Annotated in this window: 11 protein-coding genes; 7 read left to right on the plus strand and 4 right to left on the minus strand. The window is 67.9% G+C overall.

Translation table 11 applies throughout. From position 1 onward, the window contains the following. Positions 1-72: 72 nt before the first annotated feature. From RBA40_RS04705 to RBA40_RS04720, 4 genes are all read right to left on the minus strand, one after another. A complete protein-coding gene (locus RBA40_RS04705) occupies positions 73-993 on the minus strand; it encodes an NAD(P)H-hydrate dehydratase (protein ID WP_306646370.1) in 921 nt (306 codons plus the stop codon). A gap of 13 nt (positions 994-1006) precedes the next feature. Then, positions 1007-1771, minus strand: coding sequence for a histidine phosphatase family protein (locus tag RBA40_RS04710; protein ID WP_306646372.1), 765 nt, complete (start codon positions 1769-1771; stop codon positions 1007-1009). A gap of 93 nt (positions 1772-1864) precedes the next feature. Continuing rightward, a complete protein-coding gene (locus RBA40_RS04715) occupies positions 1865-3271 on the minus strand; it encodes an L-cystine transporter (RefSeq protein ID WP_306646375.1) in 1407 nt (468 codons plus the stop codon). 246 nt (positions 3272-3517) lie between these two features. Further along, on the minus strand, positions 3518-4354 hold the full coding sequence (locus tag RBA40_RS04720; RefSeq protein WP_306646377.1) for a hypothetical protein: 837 nt from the start codon (positions 4352-4354) through the stop codon (positions 3518-3520). Between the two features lie 826 nt (positions 4355-5180). Between RBA40_RS04720 and RBA40_RS04725 the strand changes: the two genes are divergently transcribed. From RBA40_RS04725 to RBA40_RS04755, 7 genes are all read left to right on the plus strand, one after another. Beyond that, positions 5181-10823, plus strand: coding sequence for an alpha-2-macroglobulin family protein (locus tag RBA40_RS04725; RefSeq protein ID WP_306646378.1), 5643 nt, complete (start codon positions 5181-5183; stop codon positions 10821-10823). Beyond that, positions 10823-12907, plus strand: coding sequence for a penicillin-binding protein 1C (pbpC, locus tag RBA40_RS04730; protein ID WP_306646380.1), 2085 nt, complete (start codon positions 10823-10825; stop codon positions 12905-12907). The genes RBA40_RS04725 and pbpC overlap by 1 nt, the downstream gene beginning before the upstream one ends. Positions 12908-13021: 114 nt before the next feature. Continuing rightward, positions 13022-14143: an AAA family ATPase gene (locus tag RBA40_RS04735; RefSeq protein WP_306646382.1), complete on the plus strand. Its 1122-nt coding sequence runs from the start codon at positions 13022-13024 to the stop codon at positions 14141-14143. After that, positions 14143-14562, plus strand: coding sequence for a bpX5 domain-containing protein (locus RBA40_RS04740; protein ID WP_306646383.1), 420 nt, complete (start codon positions 14143-14145; stop codon positions 14560-14562). The genes RBA40_RS04735 and RBA40_RS04740 overlap by 1 nt, the downstream gene beginning before the upstream one ends. Beyond that, the gene (locus tag RBA40_RS04745; RefSeq protein ID WP_306646385.1) at positions 14562-16355 is read left to right on the plus strand and encodes a hypothetical protein; all 1794 of its coding nucleotides are present in this window, start codon (positions 14562-14564) and stop codon (positions 16353-16355) included. The genes RBA40_RS04740 and RBA40_RS04745 overlap by 1 nt, the downstream gene beginning before the upstream one ends. Beyond that, positions 16352-18136 carry a hypothetical protein gene (locus tag RBA40_RS04750; protein WP_306646387.1) on the plus strand — a complete coding sequence of 595 codons (1785 nt, stop codon included), beginning with the start codon at positions 16352-16354 and terminating at the stop codon, positions 18134-18136. The genes RBA40_RS04745 and RBA40_RS04750 overlap by 4 nt, the downstream gene beginning before the upstream one ends. Next, entirely contained in the window at positions 18126-20783 is a 2658-nt protein-coding gene (locus tag RBA40_RS04755; protein ID WP_306646388.1) for a bpX6 domain-containing protein, read from the plus strand. Before RBA40_RS04750 ends, RBA40_RS04755 begins: the two co-directional genes overlap by 11 nt. The last annotated feature ends 6 nt before the right edge of the window (positions 20784-20789 follow it).

Here is a 20789-nt window from a genome sequence, read left to right on the forward strand (position 1 = left end):
AGATTTACCTCCATGTCCGCGCAATTTGATACTGATCAAACGTTTTGCTTGGCCGCGGCCGTTCCGTCGACATCAGGAACGGGCGGCTTGCTCCATCAGGGCTGGAATTTCGGCTGGAATCTCGCGTGCCAGATAGCCGAGCACGCCAAAGCGCAAGGCCAGCTGTTCGCCCGCCTGCGCATGCAGGGCCACGCCCCAGCAGGTGGCCTGGGCCAGGGTCGCGCCGCGCGCGGCCAGTCCGGCGATGATGCCGGCCAGGGTATCGCCGGAGCCGGAAATGGCCAGCCCCACGTTGCCGCCTTCATGCTGCCAGGGGCCGCCTTCCGGCGCGCTGATCACGGTGCGCGCGCCCTTCAGCGCCACCACCGCGTTCCAGGCCTGCGCGGCCTCCCTGGCTGCGGCGTCGGGGTCGGCCAGGATCTCTTCTTTCGGGTTGCCGCTCAGGTGCGCCATCTCGCCCGCGTGCGGGGTGAGGATGACGGTCTGGGCAAAGCGGAACGGTGCGTTCCCGCCATCGAGGTCCGGGTTGAGCACGATGCCCATCGCGTTGGCATCGAGCACCACGCTGACGCCTTCCAGGCGCGGCAGCAAGGCGCGCACCAGTGCCGCCGTGGCCGCCTCATCCTGCATGCCGGGGCCGATCAGCACCGCGTCGACCTTGTCGGCCAGCGGATCGAGCATGGCCAGCGCATCGCGCTCGAAGCCGCCTTCGGCCGTCTCGCGCAGGCCGATCACGCGCGCTTCCGGCATGGCCAGCGCCACCAGCTGCGCCACGCTGGCGCCCGTGGCGATGGTCAGCTTGCCGGCGCCGGCGCGCAGGGCCGCGGTGGCCGCCAGGATCACGGCGCCCGGCATTTCGCACGAGCCGCCCAGAATCAGCACGTGGCCGCGCCGTTCCTTGTCGCCCTCGGCGGGCGGCATGGGCAGCGGCCAGGCGCGCAGGGCGGCAGGGTCGATGGTAATCATGTGGGTGCTGGCGAGCGGCATGTCCATGGGACCGGCGCGCCTACGCTTTCGGAGCAGCGGGCACATCTTTTTGAACCGTGACCGGCGTGCCTGCCACTTCCAGGGGAGCGACAAAATTAGTCAGTTGCAAGCCGAGCCTGCCGTGCTTGCCATCGTGCGGATTGAAGCTGTACGAGGTCACCGAGCAGTTCGGCACGTCGCCGGCCCGGTCGAAGGCGAGGATCGACGCTTCGTCGAGCCGCTCGAACAGATAGCGGAAGCAATTGACCGTGACCTGGTGGCCGACGATCAGCACGCGTTCGTTGCAGAACTCGCGGGTGATGGTGTCGATGATGTTGCGCAGGCGCAGGATCACATCGCACCAGCTTTCGCCGCCGGGCGGGCGGAAGTAGAACTTGCCCACGTGCTGGCGCTGTTCGTACAGTTCCGGATACTTGTGCTTGATGCCGAGCGTGGTCAGGCGGTCGAGGATGCCGAATTCCTTTTCGCGCAGGCGCTCGTCCACGTGCACCGCCATCAGGCTGTCCGGGCCGAGCTGCTCCATGATGATACGGGCGGTCTCGGCCGCGCGCACGTAAGGGGAATGCAGCACCACATTCGGACGCTGGTCTGCGGGCATGGCGGCAAACCAGCCTGCCAGCGCGCGCGACTGTTCGACGCCGAGCGGGGAGAGGGGGACGTCGACATCGCGCTCGGCGATATCGATCAGCAGGCCGGCCGCCGCTTCCGCCGCATCGCGGGCGACGTTACCGGCGCTTTGTCCATGCCTGACCAGCCAGATCTGTTGGGGCCACTTTTGTTCCATCGATTCGCCTGCCGTTGAAATGTTGACACGACGTCATCATAGACGGATTCGGCGGCGGATCAGCGCACGATACAACCAGTTGTAGCGTAATGTTTACGCCGCTTTCTCGTCGGCATCGAGATTGAGTGGGGCGTCGCTGTTGAAGACATTCATGTCGGTCTGACCGAGCACGCGGCTGGTGACCGTCCCGGCGGTAATCGAGCCGCTCACGTTGAGCGCGGTGCGGCCCATGTCGATCAATGGCTCGATGGAAATGAGCAAGCCCGCCAGCGCCACCGGCAAGTCCATCGCCGACAGCACGATCAGCGCCGCGAAGGTGGCGCCGCCACCCACGCCGGCCACGCCGACCGAGCCGACCGTGATGATGGCGATCAGCGGCGCGATGAAGCCGAGCGTCATCGGATCGATGCCGACCGTCGGTGCGATCATCACCGCCAGCATGGCCGGATAGATGCCCGCGCAGCCGTTCTGGCCGATGGTCGAGCCGAACGAGGCGGCGAAGTTGGCGATGCCTTCCGGCGTGCCGAGACGGCTGGTCTGGGTCTGTACCGACATCGGAATCGAGCCGGCGCTGGTGCGCGAGGTGAACGCAAAGGCGAGCACCGGGAAGATTTTCTTCACGTAGCGCACCGCGTTCAGGCCGGAGGCGCTGATCAGCAGTAAATGCACGCAGAACATCAGCAGCAGGGCGCTGTACGAAGCCGTGACAAAACTGAGCAGCTTGACGATGCTGTCCAGGCTCGATCCCGCCACCACTTGCGTCATCAGCGCGAACACGCCGAACGGGGTCAGGCGCAGCACCAGGGTCACCATGCGCATGATGATCGCGTGCGCAACCTTGATGAAGCGCTCAAAAGCGTCGAAGATGTCCGGCTGCTTGGCCGCAATGCCGGTCGCCGAGATGCCCACGAAAATCGAAAACAGCACCACCGCGATGGTCGAGGTCTTGCGCGCGCCGGTCATGTCGAGGAAAGGATTGGCGGGAATGAAGCTGATGATCATGCTCGGCAGCGAGATCGCCTGGGCCGTGTTCAGGTGCCCCTTCAGATAATCGCCGCGCGCCACTTCGGCGGCGGTGGCGGTCAGGCCCACGGCGGTGAGGCCGAACAGCTTGGCCATCAGAATGCCGATGCCGGCCGCCACCATGGTGGTGAGCATCAGGATGCCAATGGTCAGCGCGCTGATCTTGCCCAGCGACGAGGCATCGCGCAGCTTGAGGATGGCGGCGATGATCGAGACCATAATCAGCGGCATGACGATCATTTGCAGCAGCTTGACGTAGCCGGTGCCGATGATGTCGAGATACGCATTGGTCTCGGTGATGATCGGGGAGGGCACGCTGTAGATGAGCTGGAACGCCGCCCCCAGCAGTACGCCCAGGCCCAGGCCGGTGAATACGCGCCTGGTGAACGAGGCATGCGCCTCTTGCATCTTGTAGAGGAGAAAGCACACGCCCAGTGCGATAGCCAGGTTCAGGATCAGCGGAAAATTCAGGGTCATGCGGGCCTCTTGAGTGGGCGCTGCGCGCGGGAGCTTCGCGGCGGCAAGTTAGCCGAACATTCTAACCATAATCCTGTCGCGCCGCACACGAGCCCATCCGTCGTTGCGCGGACTCCCGGCGGCCGCGCTACCATCACTCCGTCATTGCCTGTGCGGCATCGAAGACGTGGATGCGCGAGATAAAGCCTGGCGAAATCACCGTCAGGAGGAAGCATGCCTTTCGCATTGAGTTTTGCCGGACAAACCCTAAGTGCAATCGACTTTCTCGAATTTTTCCGGCACCTTGACCTCTTTAAAAATAGAATTCGGACTGCGTTCGATTTCGGCCAGTCGCGGAGCGACGATCGCGCGGCGCTGATCGGGCCCGATGAAGACGACGCCCTCGGCATCGGCGGGGACGCCGATGCACGTGGATCGCTTGTTGAAGTCCATTTCAAGGGCAATCTGATAGAGGTTGCTCTTGCGTGTGCGGTCGGGCGCGGCTTGGAAGTTGATCAGCCCGGCCCATAAGGCGGACGACATGCAGATCGCGAATGCGATCGCCATATTGCCGTGCTGAGCCTTGCTCGCGTAGTAGAGCACCAGGACCATGCTCCCGAACAGAATGGGCACGACGAGCGCCGGGTAGATCCAGTTCGCCAGCACCAGTGCAGACGCGGCAGCCGTCGCGCGCGGCAAGGCCGAGGCGTCGACCTGGAATATGGCGTTCACCTCGACTGCGGCTTGGCCATGAGCGTAATAGGTCGCCAGCCCGAGCAATGCCAATCCAATGATTTTTGCCGACTTGAATTCGGCGAAGTGGCGGTCGATGAAACGCGTCGCCAGCGTCCCCAGGACCAGCAGGCCCAATAGCGCGCCCGCCATGTAACAAACGAACGCTTGCTTGGGCGCCAGCAGGCCATATGACGCCAGCAGTCCTGCGGCGACCGGAATGACCGGACTGAGGATCGACATGGCGATCAGCTTGAAACGGAAGTCGAACGTCGGGTTGTCGATAAAGCAACGAAGGCGCTTTCGTTGCCATGCGAGCCTTACTCGCAGCCTCTTCATGTTGCTGATTGAGCGGTAACCTGCAATTTTCATCCTGTTCCTCCTCTCAGGTGGGTTCAGGCCGCGCGGATCCCACGGCGCCAACGGCGTCATTGTAAATGGCCATTTCCCGCTGCGGCCCGCCGTCGACTTCGCGATCCATTCGGGCGATTTGGGTCGCTCTCCTGGTCCGCAACCTCCCACATGGCGCGATGTCCTACACAGTCGCGTCTTGTCCGCCTATCCTCATAATGTTGCCCTGAGGATACTATGATGACTCATTAACCGGAGGCCTGCCATGCTCGAAGCGCAATTTCCACCCGCCATTTCCCCTCAATCCGCCCACGCCAGCGGCAACGCGTCCGGCAGCGCCGCGGCCAGCCGAGGGCAAAGTGTGTGCGGTATCACCGAATCTGGTGTAAGCCAACCCGCGGGCAGGACCGGCATGCTGGGAACGTTCAGGGTGGCGGAAGGCTCTCTGAGCGGGTTGGTGGAACAACGCGTGGGCGGGGACGCGCCCCGCGTCGGGGCGGATCCCGGCAATCGCAGCGGATCTTCGCCGGCACGGGACGAGACGCGGCGGCGCTACGCTTCGAGCGGATGGGCATCCCGACAACATGCATCTGATGCATGACTTGGGGTTCGTGGATGGGCGCGCAGGATGACGATTCATCCCGGCGGTGAGTGACACTCGATCAGACGGTGATAGCGGCGTGACGATACTGGATGACTTCCGGCATCCGTCATGACGCGTATCAAAACAGTAATGTTGTTGACAGCCCCTGGGATGTTTGCAACACTCGCCGCCTGTCTTGATTCCCGCCAAGCCTGCCCCCGCCGTGCGGCCCCAGGATTGGCTACCGCCCCTCCTGGAGAACCCATGCGCGCCCCGTCCAAACGATTGATCCTGCTGCCTCTGGCCTGCCTGTCTCTGGCGGCGCAGGCGCAAACCACGGTCGAGGCATTCGCGCCCACCGGCCCGGTGAAAGCGGTGCGCCAGGTGACGGCGCGCTTCAGTGCCCCCATGGTGACCTTCGGCGACCAGCGCCTGGGCGATCCGTTCGCCATCGATTGCGCGGAGCCGGGCAGCGGGCGCTGGATCGACGCGCGCATCTGGAGCTACGATTTCGCGCGCGATGTGCCGCCCGGCGTGCGCTGCAGCTTCACCCTCAAGCCCGACGCGCGCGACCTGGCGGCCCAGCCCCTGGCCGGCACGGCGCGCTTCGCTTTTGAGACCGGCGGGCCAAGCGTGCGCGAAAGCAGCCCGCGCCAGGGCAACCGGGTCGACGAGCAGCAGGTGTTCGTGCTGGCGCTCGACGCGCCGGCGCGCCCGGCCAGCATCGCCGCCAAGGCGTACTGCGGCGTGGAAGGCATCAACGAACGCATTGGCGTGCGGGTGCTGGCCGGGGCCGAACGCGACCAGGTACTGGCAGCGCGCAAGAGCTATGTGGACCGCTATATCAAGGAGTACGTGCAGCGCGGCGGCACCGCCCCCAAGGGCAAGGACGACTTGCCGCTGGCGCTGGTGCAATGCAAGCGCAGCCTGCCGGCCGCGGCTAGCGTGTCGCTGGTCTGGGCCGCCGGCATCGAGGGGCTCGGCGGCGTGGCCTCCAGTGCCGACCAGGCGCTCGGCTTTACCACCCGGCGCGACTTCACCGCGCACTTCAGCTGCGATTACCTGACCGCCAAGGGCCCCTGCATTCCGCTCACGCCGCTGCGCCTGTCCTTCACCGAACCGGTCACGCGCGCCGAGGCCGACAAAATCACGCTCACCGGCGCCGACGGAAAACAGTATCGTCCCACCTGGGATGGCGACACGGCGCGCGCCGCCCCGGTCAGCAACGTGTACTTCCGCGGCCCGTTTGCCGAGAAAAGCAGCCTGCAACTGGCACTGCCGCCGGCGATGAAGGACGACGCCGGGCGCGCCCTGGTCAACCAGGGCCAGTTCCCGATGACGATCGCGATCGATACGCTGCCGCCGCTGCTCAAATTCCCGGCCCGTTTCGGCATCATCGAAGCGCGCACCGAGCGCCTGCTGCCGGTCACGGTGCGTAACATCGAAGCCAAGCTGTCCGGAAAACTGCGCAGCGCCGGCGCCATGCTGCGCATCGACGTGCAGGGCGAGCGCCAGGATCTCGACGTGATGGCCTGGATGAAGCGCCTGGCGGGCAACAGCTGGCAGGTCGGCGAACTGTCGGGCGACGAGCTGAAAAAATCGGTCTTCGCCGGCCTGAAAAGCGGCAAGCCGGAGCCGTTTTCCTTGCCGGCACCCGGCGGCGGGCGCGCGTTCGAGGTGATCGGCATCGCGCTGCCCAAGCCGGGTTTTTACGTCATCGAACTGGAAAGCCCCAAGCTGGGCGTGGCCCTGTTCGACGCAAAAAACACCAAGGCCTACGTCAGTGCGGCTGCCCTGGTGACCAATATGGCGGCCCACTTCAAGCATGGCGCCGATTCGTCGCTGGTGTGGGTCACCTCGCTCGAGAAGGGCCGTCCGGTGCCCAAGGCGGCCGTCGCGGTGCGCGACTGCAACGGGAAACTGCTGTGGCAGGGCGTGGCCGACGCCAGCGGCGTGGCCCGCATCGACAAGCCGCTTTCGCGCGGCGTCTGCAAAGGCAACAACAGCCTGTTCATCAGCGCCCGCAGCGGTGACGATTACACCTTCACCATGTCGAACTGGCAGAACGGGATCGAATCGTGGCGCTTCAACCTGCCGTTCAACCCCTCGCAGAGCACCACCATCGTCGCCACCGTATTCGACCGCACCTTGCTGCGCGCCGGGGAAACGGTGCACATGAAGCACTTCCTGCGCCGCCACGCTTCGCGCGGCATAGAATTTGAAAGCGGCGGCCCCGAAGCGCGCGCCACCACCGTGACCGTCGCGCACCAGGGCGGCGACGGCAGCTACGAGGTGCCGCTGCGCTGGAACGCCACCGGCACCGCCGACAACGAGTGGGTCATTCCCGCCAGCGCCAAGCTTGGGGTGTACGAGGTCAAGATCGCGGGCCAGCTGGCCGGCACCTTCCGCGTCGAGCAGTTCCGCGTGCCGACCATGAAAGCGCTGCTCAACGGCCCGGCCACGCCGCTGATCGGCGCCACGTCGTTCGATCTCGATTTGCAGGTCGGCTACCTGGCCGGCGGCGTGGCCGGCAAGGCGCCGGTCAAGCTGCGCACCCTGACCGAGGAAAAGGTGGTCTGGTTCGAAGGCTACGACGACTACAACCTGGGCGCCGGCGACGTGCGCGAAGGCGTGCAAAACGAAGCCGGCTACGACGAGGATGCCGCGGACGACGACGACGCCGAAGGCGCGGTCAAAGCCGCCGACATCCGTACCCGCGCGCTGGTGCTCGACAAGGCCGGCGGCGCGCGCGTGAAGATCGACCAGCTGCCCGTGGGCGACCGCGCGCGCGACCTGGTGGCCGAAGTGTCGTACCAGGACGCCAACGGCGAGACCCTGTCGTCGTCGACCCGGATCGCACTGTGGCCGTCGTCGTACGTGGTCGGCATCAAGCCGGACGACTGGAACGACAGCAAGGACAGCGTCGCCTTCGAGGTGGTGGTGCTCGGCATCGACGGCAAGCCGGCGGCCAATGCCGCGGTCGACGTCGACTTGTTCCAGCGCCTGAACTATTCGCACCGTCGGCGCCTGATCGGCGGCTTTTACGCTTACGAGAACAGCAGCGAAATCACGCGCATCGGGCCGGCCTGCCAGGGCCGTACCAACGCCAGGGGCCTGCTGCGCTGCACGGTCAAGACCTCGGTGGATGGCAACCTGGTGCTGCGCGCGCGCGTCGTCGACGGCCAGCAGCGCGCCGCCGTCAGCCAGCGCGACGTGTGGGTGGCCGGCGGCGGCGAATGGTGGTACCGGGCCGGCGACAACGACCGCATCGATTTGCTGCCATCGGCCAAACGCTACGAACCGGGCCAGGACGCCACCTTCCAGGTGCGCAGCCCGTTCCGCGACGCCACCGTGCTGATCACGGTCGAACGCGAGGGCATCCTCGACACCTACGTGCGGCGCCTGGACGGCAAGGAGCCGGCCTTCACCATCCCCATGCTGGGCAAGTACGCGCCCAATGTGTTCGTGTCGGCGATGGTGGTGCGCGGCCGCGTGGCCGGCGTGCAGCCGACCGCCATGGTCGATCTGGGCAAACCGTCCTACAAGCTCGGAATCGCACCCGTGAAAGTGGGCTGGAGCGCGCACGAACTGAAAGTGCAGGTCTCGACCGACAAGCAGGATTACAAGGTGCGCGAGAAGGCCACCGTGACCCTGAAAGTGACGCGCGCCGATGGCTCGCCGGCGCCTGCCGGCACCGAAGTGGCGCTGGCGGCGGTCGATACGGGACTGCTCGAACTGATGCCCAACAATAGCTGGCGTTTGCTGAACGCGATGATGCAGGAACGCGTGCTGCAGGTCGAAACCTCGACTGCGCAGATGCAGGTGGTCGGCAAGCGCCACTTCGGGCGCAAGGCGCTGCCGGCCGGCGGTGGCGGCGGCAAGGGCAGCCGCGAGCTGTTCGACACGCTGCTGTTGTGGAAGCCGCGCGTTGTCCTCGACGCAAAGGGCGAGGCGCGCGTGCCGCTCACCCTGAACGATACGCTCACGTCGTTCCGCATCGTGGCCGTGGCCAGCGGCGGCAGCGCCATGTTCGGCACCGGTTCGACCGAGATCCGCAGCAGCCAGGACCTCATCGTGGTGCCAGGCTTGCCGTCGGTGGTGCGCGCGGGCGACCGCCTGCGCGCCGGCTTCACCTTGCGTAACACGACCGATGCCGCGTTGACGGTCGATTTTGGCGCCAGCGTGGCTGCCGACGGCGGCGCCGCCAAAGCGCTGGCGCGCCAGAGCCTGACCCTGGCCGCCGGCCAGGCGCGGGAAGCCGGCTGGGATTATCAGGTGCCGGCCGGCGCCAGTGCGCTCGCGTGGACCATCGACGCCCGCAGCGCCGGTGGTGCCGATCAGCTGCGCTCAAGCCAGAAAGTGCTGCCGGCGGTACCGGTGCGCACCATCCAGTCCACCCTGGTGCGCCTGGACCAGCCGCAAACGCTGAAAGTGCAGTCGCCGCCGGACGCCTTGCCTGGCCAGGGCGGCGTGCGCGCGACCTTCGTGGCGCGCCTGGGCGAGAGCCTGCCCGCCGTGCGCGATTACATGACTGCCTACCAGTACCGCGGCGTCGAGCAGGATGCTTCGCGCGCCGTGGCCCTGCGCGATGCGACCATGTGGAATGCGCTGGCGGCGGCCTTGCCGGCGCAGCTCGATGCCGATGGCCTGGCCAAGTACTACCCAACCCAGACCCAGGGCAGCGACAGCCTGACCGCCTATCTGCTGTCGGTCAGCGCCGAAGCCGGCCTGCCGCTCGCGCCGGCGCTCAGGGAACGCATGGAAGAGGGCTTGCGCCAGTTCGTCCAGGGACGCGTGGTGCGCAGCGCGCGCACGGCCCGCGTCGATACGGCGGTGCGCAAGATCGCCGCGTTGGAGGCGCTGTCGCGCACGCGCCCGGTGGTGCCCGAGCTGCTCGAATCGTTCACCATCGATCCAGACCAGTGGCCGACGTCGGCCGTCGTCGACTGGTACCTGATCCTGCAGCGCAGCCCCGCACTGGCGCAGCGCGACGCCAAGCTGGCGCAGTTGCAGCAAGTGCTGCGCGCACGCCTGAACCTGCAGGGAGCAGGCTTGTCGTTTTCGACCGAGAAGGCCGACCACTGGTGGTGGATCATGGCCTCGCCCGACACCAACGCCAACCGCCTGCTGCTGGCCGTGATCGACGATCCGGCCTGGCAGGGCGACATGGGACGCCTCGCGCGCGGCACCCTGGGACGCCAGCAGAAAGGGCGCTGGGGTTCGACCCTGGCCAACGCCTGGGGCGTGCTGGCGCTGGATAAATTCTCGCGCAAGTTCGAACGGGACGCGGTCGACGGCAGCAGCAGCGCGCGTCTCGGCAACACCGTCAAGGAAGCCAACTGGAACGCGCGCGGGGTCTCCGTGGTCAGCCATCCGTGGGGCGCGGGCCAGCAGGATCTGGTCCTGTCCCACAACGGCGGCGGCAAACCATGGGCCATCGTGCAAAGCCTGGCCGCGGTCGAGCTCAAGGCGCCGCTGGCGAACGGCTACCGGATCGTCAAGACCATCACCCCGCTTGAACAGAAGGTCAAGGGCGCCTGGTCGCGCGGCGACAGCTACCGCGTGCGGCTCGACATCGAAGCGCAGGCCGACATGACCTGGGTCGCGCTGGACGACCCGATTCCGGCCAGTGCCACGCTGCTCGGCAACGGCCTGGGACGCGATGCCCAGGCCCTGCCCGGCGCCGAACGCCCGAGCGAGTCGTTGCAGCCGGTGTTCGAGGAACGCACCTTCGACGCCTTCCGCGCGTATTACGACTTCGTCCCGAAAGGCAAATGGAGCATCGGCTACACGGTGCGACTGAATAACCAGGGCCGCTTCAACCTGCCGCCGACCCGGGTCGAAGCGCTGTACAGCCCCGAACTGGCGGGCGAGCTGCCCAACGCGGCGGTCGAGGTGGGGCGCTGATGCGACGCATCGCCGCGCTGCTGTTGCTGGCGTGCGCCAACGCGCTGGCCGTGCCGACGCCCGAGCAGGTGAAGGCGGCTTACCGCTCGTCCGACGCCGAGCTGCTCGACCGCCACGGCGTGGCGATCCAGTCGCTGCGCACCGACATGACGCTGCGGCGCGCGCCGTGGGTCGGCCTGGCCGACATTTCGCCGGCCATGCGCCTGGCGCTGGTGCATGCCGAAGACCGGCGCTTCATGCAGCACGACGGGGTGGACGTGGGCGCGCTCGGCAAGGCCGCGTGGGACAACCTGCTGCGCACCCGCGCGCGCGGCGCGTCGACCATCACGATGCAGCTTGCGGCGCTGCTCGACGAACGCCTGCGCGCCAGCGCGCAAGGACGCAGCTGGGGCCAGAAATGGGATCAGGCCAGCGCCGCGCGCGAGCTGGAAGGGGGCTGGAGCAAGGCCCAGATCATGGAAGCCTACCTGAACCTGGTGCCGTTTCGCGGCGAGCTGCAAGGCATCGGCGCGGCCTCGCGCGGCCTGTTCGGCAAGGCGCCGTCGGGATTGAACCAGGCCGAGTCGGCGATCCTGGCGAGCCTGTTGCGCGCGCCGTCGGCGGCGCCGCGCGTGGTGGCGCAGCGCGCCTGCGTGCTGGCCAAGGAAATCAACCCGGCCGCCAGTTGCGCCGGCATCGAATGGGACGTGGCGGCGGCGTTGACGCGCTCGACTGTCGGCGCACCGCAAGCGCAGGCGCCGCAGGTGGCCCAGCGCCTGCTCAAGGGCGCGGCGCGCCAGGTGCGCAGCACGCTCGACGCGGCCTTGCAGCGCCAGGCCCAGGACAGCCTGCGCCAGCATCTGGCGGCCCTGCGCGAGCGCAACGTGACGCAAGGCGCGCTGGTGGTGCTCGATAACGACAGCGGCGAGATTGTCGCTTACGTGGCCAACGGCGGCGCCAGTGAAGTCGACGGCGTGCTGGCCCTGCGCCAGGCCGGCTCCACCCTCAAACCGTTTCTGTACCAACTGGCGATGGAACGCGGGTCGATCACGGCCGCTTCGCTGCAGGACGACTCGCCGCTCGAAATCGCCACCGCCGCCGGGCCTTACGTGCCGCAGAATTACGATCGCCAGTTCAAGGGCTGGGTCAGCACCCGCACCAGCCTTGCCAGTTCGCTCAACGTGCCGGCGGTGCGCATGCTCCAGCTCACGGGACTGGAGCGCTTTCACGGCCGCCTGCGCGCGCTCGGCATGATCAGCCTCTCCGAGCCGGCCGAGTTTTACGGCTATTCGCTGGCGCTGGGGTCGGGCGACGTGTCGCTGCTCGAACTGGCCAACGCCTACCGCACGCTGGCCAATGGCGGCCTGCATGGTGGCGTCACCTTGCAGGCGCGCGCGGCGCAAACAAAAACACGGGTGCTCGATGCGCGGACCAGTTTCATCATCGGCGATATTTTGTCGGACCGGGCCGCGCGCAGCCTCACCTTCGGCTTGCGCAACGAGCTGGCCACGGCGTTCTGGAGCGCGGTCAAGACCGGCACCAGCAAGGACATGCGCGACAACTGGTGCGTCGGCTACTCTGAAAAATACACGGTGGCGGTCTGGGTCGGCAATTTCGACGGCAGTCCGATGTGGGACGTGTCCGGCGTGACCGGGGCGGCCCCGGTGTGGCGCGACGTGATGGACTTCCTGCACCGGCAAACGCCGAGCCGCGCCCCCGCCGCGCCGCCAGGGCTGGTGCAGCAGGTGGTCGGCTACCAGCCGGCGTTCGAGGCGCCGCGCCGGGAGTGGTTCGTGCGCGGCACCGAGAGTGCCCAGGTGACGCTGCTGGGAGCGGAGCAGCGCCGCGCCGCCATTCTGTATCCCGGCCAGGCCAGCGTGATCGCCATCGATCCGGATATTCCGGCGGGGCGCGAGCGGGTGGTGTTCCGCGCCCAGGGTGCGGCCGGGCTGGCGTGGCGGCTCGATGGCGTGGCGCTGGGCGCGGCCAGCGCGGGTCACGCCTGGCAGCCGGTGGCGGGCGAGCACGAACTGGCGCTGGTGGACGCGCAGGACAAGGTGGTGGCGGCGACCCGCTTCAGCGTGCGCGGCAGCCGGGCAAATTAGTGCTGCAAAACAACAAACTTGCTGCAACTGGTTTGGTATAATGGCAACTCTTAAACCGAGGCAACAAAAGTTCCTGCAGCACCGACGCGTGCACGAGCCGCCATCCACACGCCCATGAGCACCCCAGCCAACCAAGCCGCAGCCAGCCTGCGCGATGCCATCCGCGAAGCGGCCGATGGCCTGATCAACCGCGAACATCTGGCCGAACTGATGATCCTGGCCGCCGTGGCGCAGGAACACTTGCTGGTGATCGGCCCGCCGGGCACCGCCAAGAGCGCTGTGGTGCGCCGTGTGGCCCAGAGCCTGGGTGGACGCTATTTCGAATACCTGCTGGGGCGCTTCACCGAGCCGTCCGAACTGTTCGGCGCGGTCAACCTGGGCAAGCTGCGCGAGGGTCTGGTCGAAACGGACGTCAGCGGCATGCTGCCCGAGGCCGACATCGCCTTTCTCGATGAAGTGTTCCTCGGCTCGACCGCCATCCTGAACACGCTGCTGGGGGTGCTCAACGAGCGCCAGTTCCGCCGTGGCCATACCAACATCGCCTGTCCGCTGCGCCTGTGCGTGGCGGCCTCGAACGCGCTGCCGGACGACGACAGCCTGTCCGCCTTTGCCGACCGCTTTTTGCTGCACGTGTTCGTCGACGCCGTGCCGGACGCGCGCCTGGAAGACCTGCTGGCCGGCGGCTGGGCGGTCGGCCAGCGCAAGGTTGGCGTGCGCGCCGACATGGCCACCCTGGACGCGCTGCACGCAGCGGTGCCGAAGGTGAACATGGGCGCGGTGCGCGCCGACCTGGCGCACGCGATCCGGCAGTTGCGCAAAGCGCAGATCAATCTGTCGGACCGGCGCATCGTCAAGGCCCAGCAACTGATCGCGGCGGCCGCCGTGCTGGCCGGGCGCAACGTTGCCACCCGCGCCGACCTGTGGCCGCTGGTGTACGTGGTGCCCAGCGCCGCTGGCCAGCAAAGCGCGCGCGAAACCCTGCGCGAGCTGCTGGCAGAGGCGCGCCATCCGCTCTTGCAGGCCGTGGTGGAAACGGCCGTGCAGCAGCCGCTGGCCCGCATCGCGCGCCTGGCCGAAACGGCCGACCGGCTGCTCGGCGCTGCGCGCGGGGAGGGCTTTCGCGGCGAGGCCGAAGCGCTGCTGCGCGAAATCGACGCCAACTTCGGCAAGGACAGCCTGCCGCCGGAACTGTCGGCGCGCCGCGCGCAGCTGGTGGTGGCCGTGCAGTCCGCCTGATGAACGCGCTGGGATGGATCGCGCGGCCCGGCGCCGCGCCGGAACCGGGCGGGCAGGTCTCGCAAGGCGCGGTGATGCGCCAGGTACTGGCACGCCTGGCCCTGTGCAGCGACGCCCAGCTGGACGCGCTGACGGCGGTCGCCACGCGCGACATGCTGGTGCTGCTCGGACGCGGCGCGGCGCTGCCGTGGGTCGACGGCGCGCGCTACTGCGCCCCGGAGCCGCTCCAGCGCATGCTGTGGCTGCCCACCGATGTGGTGCCGCAACTGCCGCTCGACCTGGTGCTGGCCAATCTGTCCGCGCGCGGCGCCAGCCTGCCTTTCCTGCTGTGGAACGAGCCTGAACAAGTGCTGCCCATCGGCCAGCCGATCGCGCTCAACCGCGCCAGCCTGGCGTGGCTCGGCCAGGAACTCGAATAATGACGCTGCCGCCGCAACTGGCGCCGTGGAGCGAATGGCTGGCGCTGGTGCCGCTTGAGATGGCCGAGGCGCTCGGCCAGATGCTGCTGCGCCTGCAGCCCCTGGTCGGTCGCATGACGGGCGTGGCCGCGAGTCCGGATACCATTCCGGTGGGGGCGGGCAGCATCGCGCGGCGCGGGCCGTACCAGCGCCTGCTGCTGAGCGAGTGGGCGGTGCTTGACGCCGCGCCGGACGAATTCATCCGCCGCGCGGCCGCTAATGAGCTGCTGTTTTCGGCGCCCGAGCCGCAGGTGCAGCGTCGCGCGCGCCTGTGCGTGGCACTGTTCGATGCCGGCCCGGAGCAGCTGGGCGAGCCGCGTCTGGTGCAGATGGCGCTGATGATCCTGCTGGCGCGCCGCGCCGGGGAGGCCGGCGCCGACTTCCAGTGGGGCGTCCTGCAAGAGCCGCCCACGCTGCATGCCAAGTCGCGCAAACTGCGCGCATGGCTGGACGCGCGCACCCTCACGCGGGTCGACGCGGCTCACCTGAACCGCTGGAACGAGACCCTTGGCTCGCTCGGCGAGACGGATGAAGTGTGGCAGATCGGGGCGTCCGGCTGCGGCGCGCTGGCACGCACCGGCGCGCGCGTGAACATCGAAGCGCCGCTGTTCGATGCGGGCCTGAAGATGAGCATCACGCAGCGCCGCGCGACCCGCGAACTGCTGCTGGAGTTGCCGGCGCCAGGCATTGGCGCGCGCTTGCTGCGCCATCCGTTCGATCCTCCGCCGCAAGGGAAAAGCCGGGTGGACGATATGTTGTCGCTGAAGCAGGCACCGGTGTTCGGACTGTCCGGCACCTGGCTCGCCGCAGCCAGGGAAAAGGGCGGCGTCGTGCTGCATCATGTGCAGGCCTGCGGTGCGGCGCAGCCGGGCAAACCGCGTCGTCGCCACGCCACGCCACTGGGCCTTATCCTGGTCGGTACAATGCAGGCCCATGTCGAACAAGGGGACGATTTCCTGACGTTTGACCGCTTTCCCGGCAGGGGCTTCGGTTCGCCGCGCATGGTCAAGTGCCCACCCCCGCAGCAGTTCCAGATGCCGCCAAAGGCGGACGGCTGGCTGCCAACGTTTTTCCTGATCGATCACTCGCCCACCGGCGCCGGTGCGCGCGTGTTCATGCTCGATCTCGCCGCGCAGCTGGTGTGCTGGACGGTTTATGGTCAGAAGCACAAGCACATAAGCGAGCCCCGTTTCCACCAGGTGGCCGAAGAGGTGGTCGGCGCCATCCAGTATGCGCGCACGCTGCTCTACGCCACCAGCGAGGCGAATCGCACCACGATGTATGCCATGGGTGCCAAGGAAAAGGAGCCGGCCGAGATCGCCGATTTCCCAATGCAGGTCAAGCGTGTGCTGTTCGGCGCGCCAGCGCCAGCACGGCAGCGCGCAAGCTGGCTGTATGCCTTGCAGCGCAGCGACCAGTACTGGCTGCTGGTCGACGATAACTTCAAGGTGACCATCCGGCTCATGATCGGCGATGGGGCCACGGTAATGGGCGTGGCGCGCATCGCGCTGTCGGTTTGCAGCGCGCCGGCCCTACTGGTGCTCAGTGCCGACCGCCGCACGGTGGAACTGCGCAGCGCAAGCGGAAACCACGTGGTCTTGCAGTCCGAACAGCCGATTGCCCAGCTGGTGCTCGACGCCACGGGCGAGCGCCTGTGCTGGCTGACCGACAGCCGCGAATTGAGCGTGCGCGCATTGCATGGCAGCGAGGAGTTGCTGCATGTGGCATCAGCGCAGCAGCGGGGCGCCGCATGATGCTGCCTCCGCAACTGGCGCCGTGGAGCGCGTGGCTCTCGCTGCTGCCGCTCGACCTGGTCGCGCCGCTCGGGCAGATGCTGCTGCGCCTGCAGCCTTTGGTGGGGCGCATGGCGGGCGTGGCGGCGAGTGCGGACGATATCCCCGCCGGCGTGGGCAGCATTGCCCGGCGCGGTCCCTACGAGCGAATGCTGCTGAGCGAATGGGGGGTGCTTGATGCCGCGCCGGATGAATTCATCCGCCGCGCGGCCGCACACGAGCTGCTGTTTTCCGCGCCCGAGCCGCAGGTGCAGCGCCGTGCGCGCGTGTGCGTGGCGCTGTTCGACGCCGGTCCCGAGCAGCTGGGCGAACCGCGCCTGGTGCAGATGGCGCTGTTCATCCTGCTGGCGCGGCGCGCGCAGCTCGACGGCGCCAGCTTCGAGTGGGGCATCTTGCAGACACCCGGGCCGCTGCATGCCGACTGCGACCAGCCGGCGCTGGAGCGCTTGATGAACGCGCGCACCGTGGCGCGTGTCGGCAGCGCCGAACGCGATGGCTGGAATCGCTGCCTGGCCCAGGTCGACCTGCTGGCCGATGTGTGGCAGATCGACGGCCCCGGTGCCGGCGTGCTGCACCGGATGACGGCGCGCGCCAGCATCGAACAGCCGCTTCTTGACGAGCGCCTGCAGGTGACCATTACCCAGCAGGGCAGGGCGCGCCAGCTGATGCTGGACTTGCCCGATCCGGCCAGCGCGGTGCGCCTGATGCGCCATCCGGGAAATGCGCGGCTCGACAAAATGCGCGACCGAATTGGCGGGCACGATACGCCCTCGCTCAAGCATGCGCCGATTTTTTCGCTGGGCGGCCACAGCGTCGTCACGGCCCGCGCCGATGGCGGCTCTCTGCACTTTCAGGTGTCCGATGTCGCGCGCGAGGGGTATATCGCTCCACGTCGGCAACGTCGTCCAAAAAAGGGAAGTGTGATTGGCCTGACCGCGGTGGGTAGCACTGTTTCTTGCTCTAAAAATAGGGTGTGGTTCAACCAGTTTCACGGTGCTTTTCACGCGCGCGAATGCCCGCTTCCGCCACCTGAACAATTCACGACGCCGCGTGGAACGGGGCAGCGGCTGCCGACGTTCCATATGAACACGCACGACACTGGCGGACGGATTTTTGTCCTCGATGCGGTGGGCCGGCTGGTGTGCTGGAGCGCGGTCAGTACGGCCGATGCCAATACCGTCTTCGAGGTGATTGCCACTGGCGTGGTGGGTGTTGTCCAGACCGGCGACACACTGGTATGGGCACGCATTAAAGACAGTTGTACGACGTTGGAGTGCTATCGCGATGGCGCTGTGAGCCCGCGCGAGGCGTTCGTTTTTTCAGGGCTGTCGACGCGCGTGCTGTTCGGCGATATCGGCTCCAGCAAGGAGCCCCGGTCGTGGCGGATCGCTGCCGCGATCAAGGAAACAACGTGGCTGCTGGGGCAAGGGAAAGAGCAATGCAATGTCGAGATCGATGATGGGGCCACGGTAATCGGCGTCACCCGCAGCGAGCCGGCCGATTGGGCGGAACTGGCGCTGCTGGTGCTCGATCCGAGTCGGCGCTGCGTGGAGCTGCGTGGCGAAACACAGCGCCGTGTGGTGCTTACGACCACGGCGCCGATTGCCCAAGTCACGCTGGACCCGGCCAGCGACCGGTTTTGCTGGATATTGAGCGGCACGCACGAGCTGTTCGTGCGCCACCTGCACGACGAACAAGCGCTGCTGCACGTCATACCCGATGGAGTACCCGATGCACCTTGAAATACGCCAACCCCTGTTCAGCGGCCGCCGCGAAGTGCGCGCACTGTGGTTCGACCTGGCCCTGCTGGGCGAAATCGAAGCGCGCCGGCGCGTGCTGGCGCACTGGCAGGCCGGCTCGCACCTGTTCCAGGCCTGCGGCGGCTTCCTGCTGGCGTGGCCCGCGCCGCGCCGGGAGCATGTGGAGGCACTCGACGCGCTGGCCTTGTGCCAGGTCGGCGAAGTGCTCAGCAGCGCACCCCTGAGCGACGCCGAACTGGCCGCGCTGCCGGCCGGCGCGTACTGGCTGGTGCGCGCCGGCGTGGCGCAGGCGGCCGTGCCGGAAGCGCGCGTCGATCCGGCGCCGTGGCTGGCGCTTGGGTCGGTCGCACTGCGCGTGCCGCTGGCGCCGCCGCGCGCGCCGGCCCCGGAAGCCATGGCGCAGCCGATGTCACTGCAAGAGGTGCTGGGCGCGGCCATGCCCGAGCGCAGCGCCGAGAGCATCGCCTTCCAGCGCGAGGCCGCACAGCCCATGCACGGCGCCCGGCGCGAGCGTAGCGCGCCGGTCGGCGTCGTCGTCGCCGATGCCGTGATCGGCTCGCTGGCGCGCTGGTTCGGCGTGAAACCGGTGGCAGATGGCGGCGGAGCAGGGCAGGCGCGCCAGGCCCCGCCAGGCCCGTTAGCGCGCCTGCTGTCGGACTGGGCGCTGCGGCTGGCGTCGGCGACCCGCTTGTCCACGCTGCTGGGCCGGCGCCAGGCCGATTATCTGCAAAACATGCTGGACATGTTCGCCAACGGCGACCTGGCGCAAGCGCTGCGCCACGCGGTGCCGATCGACGCCATCGGCGGCGGGGCGGCGCGCCCGGCGCTGGGCACGCCGCGCCCGCGCACCAGCCTGACCATCAGCGGTCCCAGTCCGGCCGCAACGGCGATCGGCCTGGACAGCGATCTGTCGGCGCAGCTGCGCGCCACCTACCGGCGCAGCTTCGAGCAGCTCGACCGCGAGGGCCGCATCGACGAAGCCGTCTATGTGCTGGCCGAGCTTTTGCAGTGCGGCCTGGAAGCGGTGACCTACCTGGAAAAGAAGGAGCGCTATTTGCAGGCGGCGCAACTGGCCGCCACCGTGGAACTGGCGCCGGCGGTGGCGGTGCGCCTGTGGGTGCTGGCCGGCGACATCGAGCGCGCGGTCCAGGTGGCGCGCCTGCACAACGACTTCGACGCCGCCGTGCGCCTGCTGGAAAGCCGCAACAGCGAGCACGCCGCGCCGCTGCGGCGCCACTGGGCCGAATACCTGGCCGCCCGCGGCGACCTGGCCGAGGCGATCGATGCCATCTGGCCCTTGCCGCAGCATCACTCGCTGGCGCTGGCTTGCCTGGTGCAGGCTGAACGCAGCGGCGGCACCTTGGGCATGCAGGCGCTGGCGCGCAAGCTGGCGCTGATGCCTGGCACGCTGCGCAGCAGCGCGGCGGCCATCAACACGGTGCTGACCGCGCCAGGCGAGGACGGCGTCCAGTTGCGCGCGCGCCTGGCGGTGGCGCTGCTGGACACCACGCCGGCGTCGGCGTCCTCCAGACGCGTCGCCGCGGCGCTGCTGCGCAAGGTGCTGCCGGACCGGATTGAAGGCTTGAGCCGGCTCGACAAGAAGGCGCTGGTCAGGCTGGCCGAGCTGGCCGGCAGCGCGGTGCTCAGCGCCGACCTGCCCGTGTTTTCAACCAGGGCCGACATCGACGCGACGCCGCTCAACGCCCGCGTCGAGCCGCTGGTGCTGAGCATGGACGAACGCGGCCTGATGCCGATCCAGTACGCGCGCTGCCTGCCGGACGGCCAGTACCTGCTGGCGTTGGGCGAAGGCGGCGTGGTGCGGATCGGGCGCGACGGGCGCCAGCTGGCCCACTATCCGGTGCCGGCCGAGCATCTGGTGATCTCGCACAATGGCAAGCGCGCGCTGGCGCTGGTCAAGCGCGACCGCAAATACCGTGTCAGCCGGCTCGACCTGATCAGCGGCAGCGTGTCGGACTGGCTGACGCTGGAGCTGCAGCACTGGTCCGGCCAGTACGACGGCGTGTCCTGGAACGTGGCCATGGAGCGGCGCCTGGCGGTGCTTGACACCACCGCGCAGCATCAGAGTATCGTGTGGCAGGTCGCCAGCCTGCCCGGCGTGATCGACGGCTATGCCGACCGGGCGGGCGCGCTCACGATCCTGCTGCGTGTACCCGACGGCTTCGAGCAATGGTCGTACCAGCAGCCGGGCCGGCATCTGCACCAGCGCGACTGGTGGAACGATATCGCCTGGAGCGAGGGCATGCGCATGCTTCCCGGCCCGTCGGGGGCGGCGCCGTTCCTGGTGAGCATCGACCGGGTTTTCGAGCAGATTCTGGTGAAGCAGCACGGCTTGCCGGCGCTGCCGCCGGTGGCGCTGGGATTGAGCTGGCCGTCCAAGGTGCTTATCGACGGCAGATGGCTGGTCCTCGTCGGCGAGGAGGAAAGGTCGATGTGCTGCCGCATCGTCAGTTTGAACGATGGCGTGGTGCGGGCGCGCATCGTGCTGCCGCACCACAGTTCGGCGCGCTTCAGCTTTCACGACGGGCGCCTGCTGGTGTTCGACCAGGCCGGGCGCCTGGTCGATGTGGATTGCGAGACCGGCGTGGCAAGCACCCTGTGCCTGAGTTAAGCTGAT

It is taken from the genome of Massilia pseudoviolaceinigra (genome assembly GCF_030846505.1).
Classification (GTDB): Bacteria; Pseudomonadota; Gammaproteobacteria; order Burkholderiales; family Burkholderiaceae_D; genus Telluria_A; species Telluria_A violaceinigra.

Excerpts from the sequence above, each read along its gene's own strand:
- RBA40_RS04705 (WP_306646370.1), bottom strand. The coding sequence starts at position 993 with ATGGACATGCCGCTCGCCAGCACCCACATGATTACCATCGACCCTGCC.
- RBA40_RS04710 (WP_306646372.1), bottom strand. The coding sequence starts at position 1,771 with ATGGAACAAAAGTGGCCCCAACAGATCTGGCTGGTCAGGCATGGACAA.
- RBA40_RS04715 (WP_306646375.1), bottom strand. The coding sequence starts at position 3,271 with ATGACCCTGAATTTTCCGCTGATCCTGAACCTGGCTATCGCACTGGGC.
- RBA40_RS04720 (WP_306646377.1), bottom strand. The coding sequence starts at position 4,354 with ATGAAAATTGCAGGTTACCGCTCAATCAGCAACATGAAGAGGCTGCGA.
- RBA40_RS04725 (WP_306646378.1), top strand. The coding sequence starts at position 5,181 with ATGCGCGCCCCGTCCAAACGATTGATCCTGCTGCCTCTGGCCTGCCTG.
- pbpC (WP_306646380.1), top strand. The coding sequence starts at position 10,823 with ATGCGACGCATCGCCGCGCTGCTGTTGCTGGCGTGCGCCAACGCGCTG.
- RBA40_RS04735 (WP_306646382.1), top strand. The coding sequence starts at position 13,022 with ATGAGCACCCCAGCCAACCAAGCCGCAGCCAGCCTGCGCGATGCCATC.
- RBA40_RS04740 (WP_306646383.1), top strand. The coding sequence starts at position 14,143 with ATGAACGCGCTGGGATGGATCGCGCGGCCCGGCGCCGCGCCGGAACCG.
- RBA40_RS04745 (WP_306646385.1), top strand. The coding sequence starts at position 14,562 with ATGACGCTGCCGCCGCAACTGGCGCCGTGGAGCGAATGGCTGGCGCTG.
- RBA40_RS04750 (WP_306646387.1), top strand. The coding sequence starts at position 16,352 with ATGATGCTGCCTCCGCAACTGGCGCCGTGGAGCGCGTGGCTCTCGCTG.
- RBA40_RS04755 (WP_306646388.1), top strand. The coding sequence starts at position 18,126 with ATGCACCTTGAAATACGCCAACCCCTGTTCAGCGGCCGCCGCGAAGTG.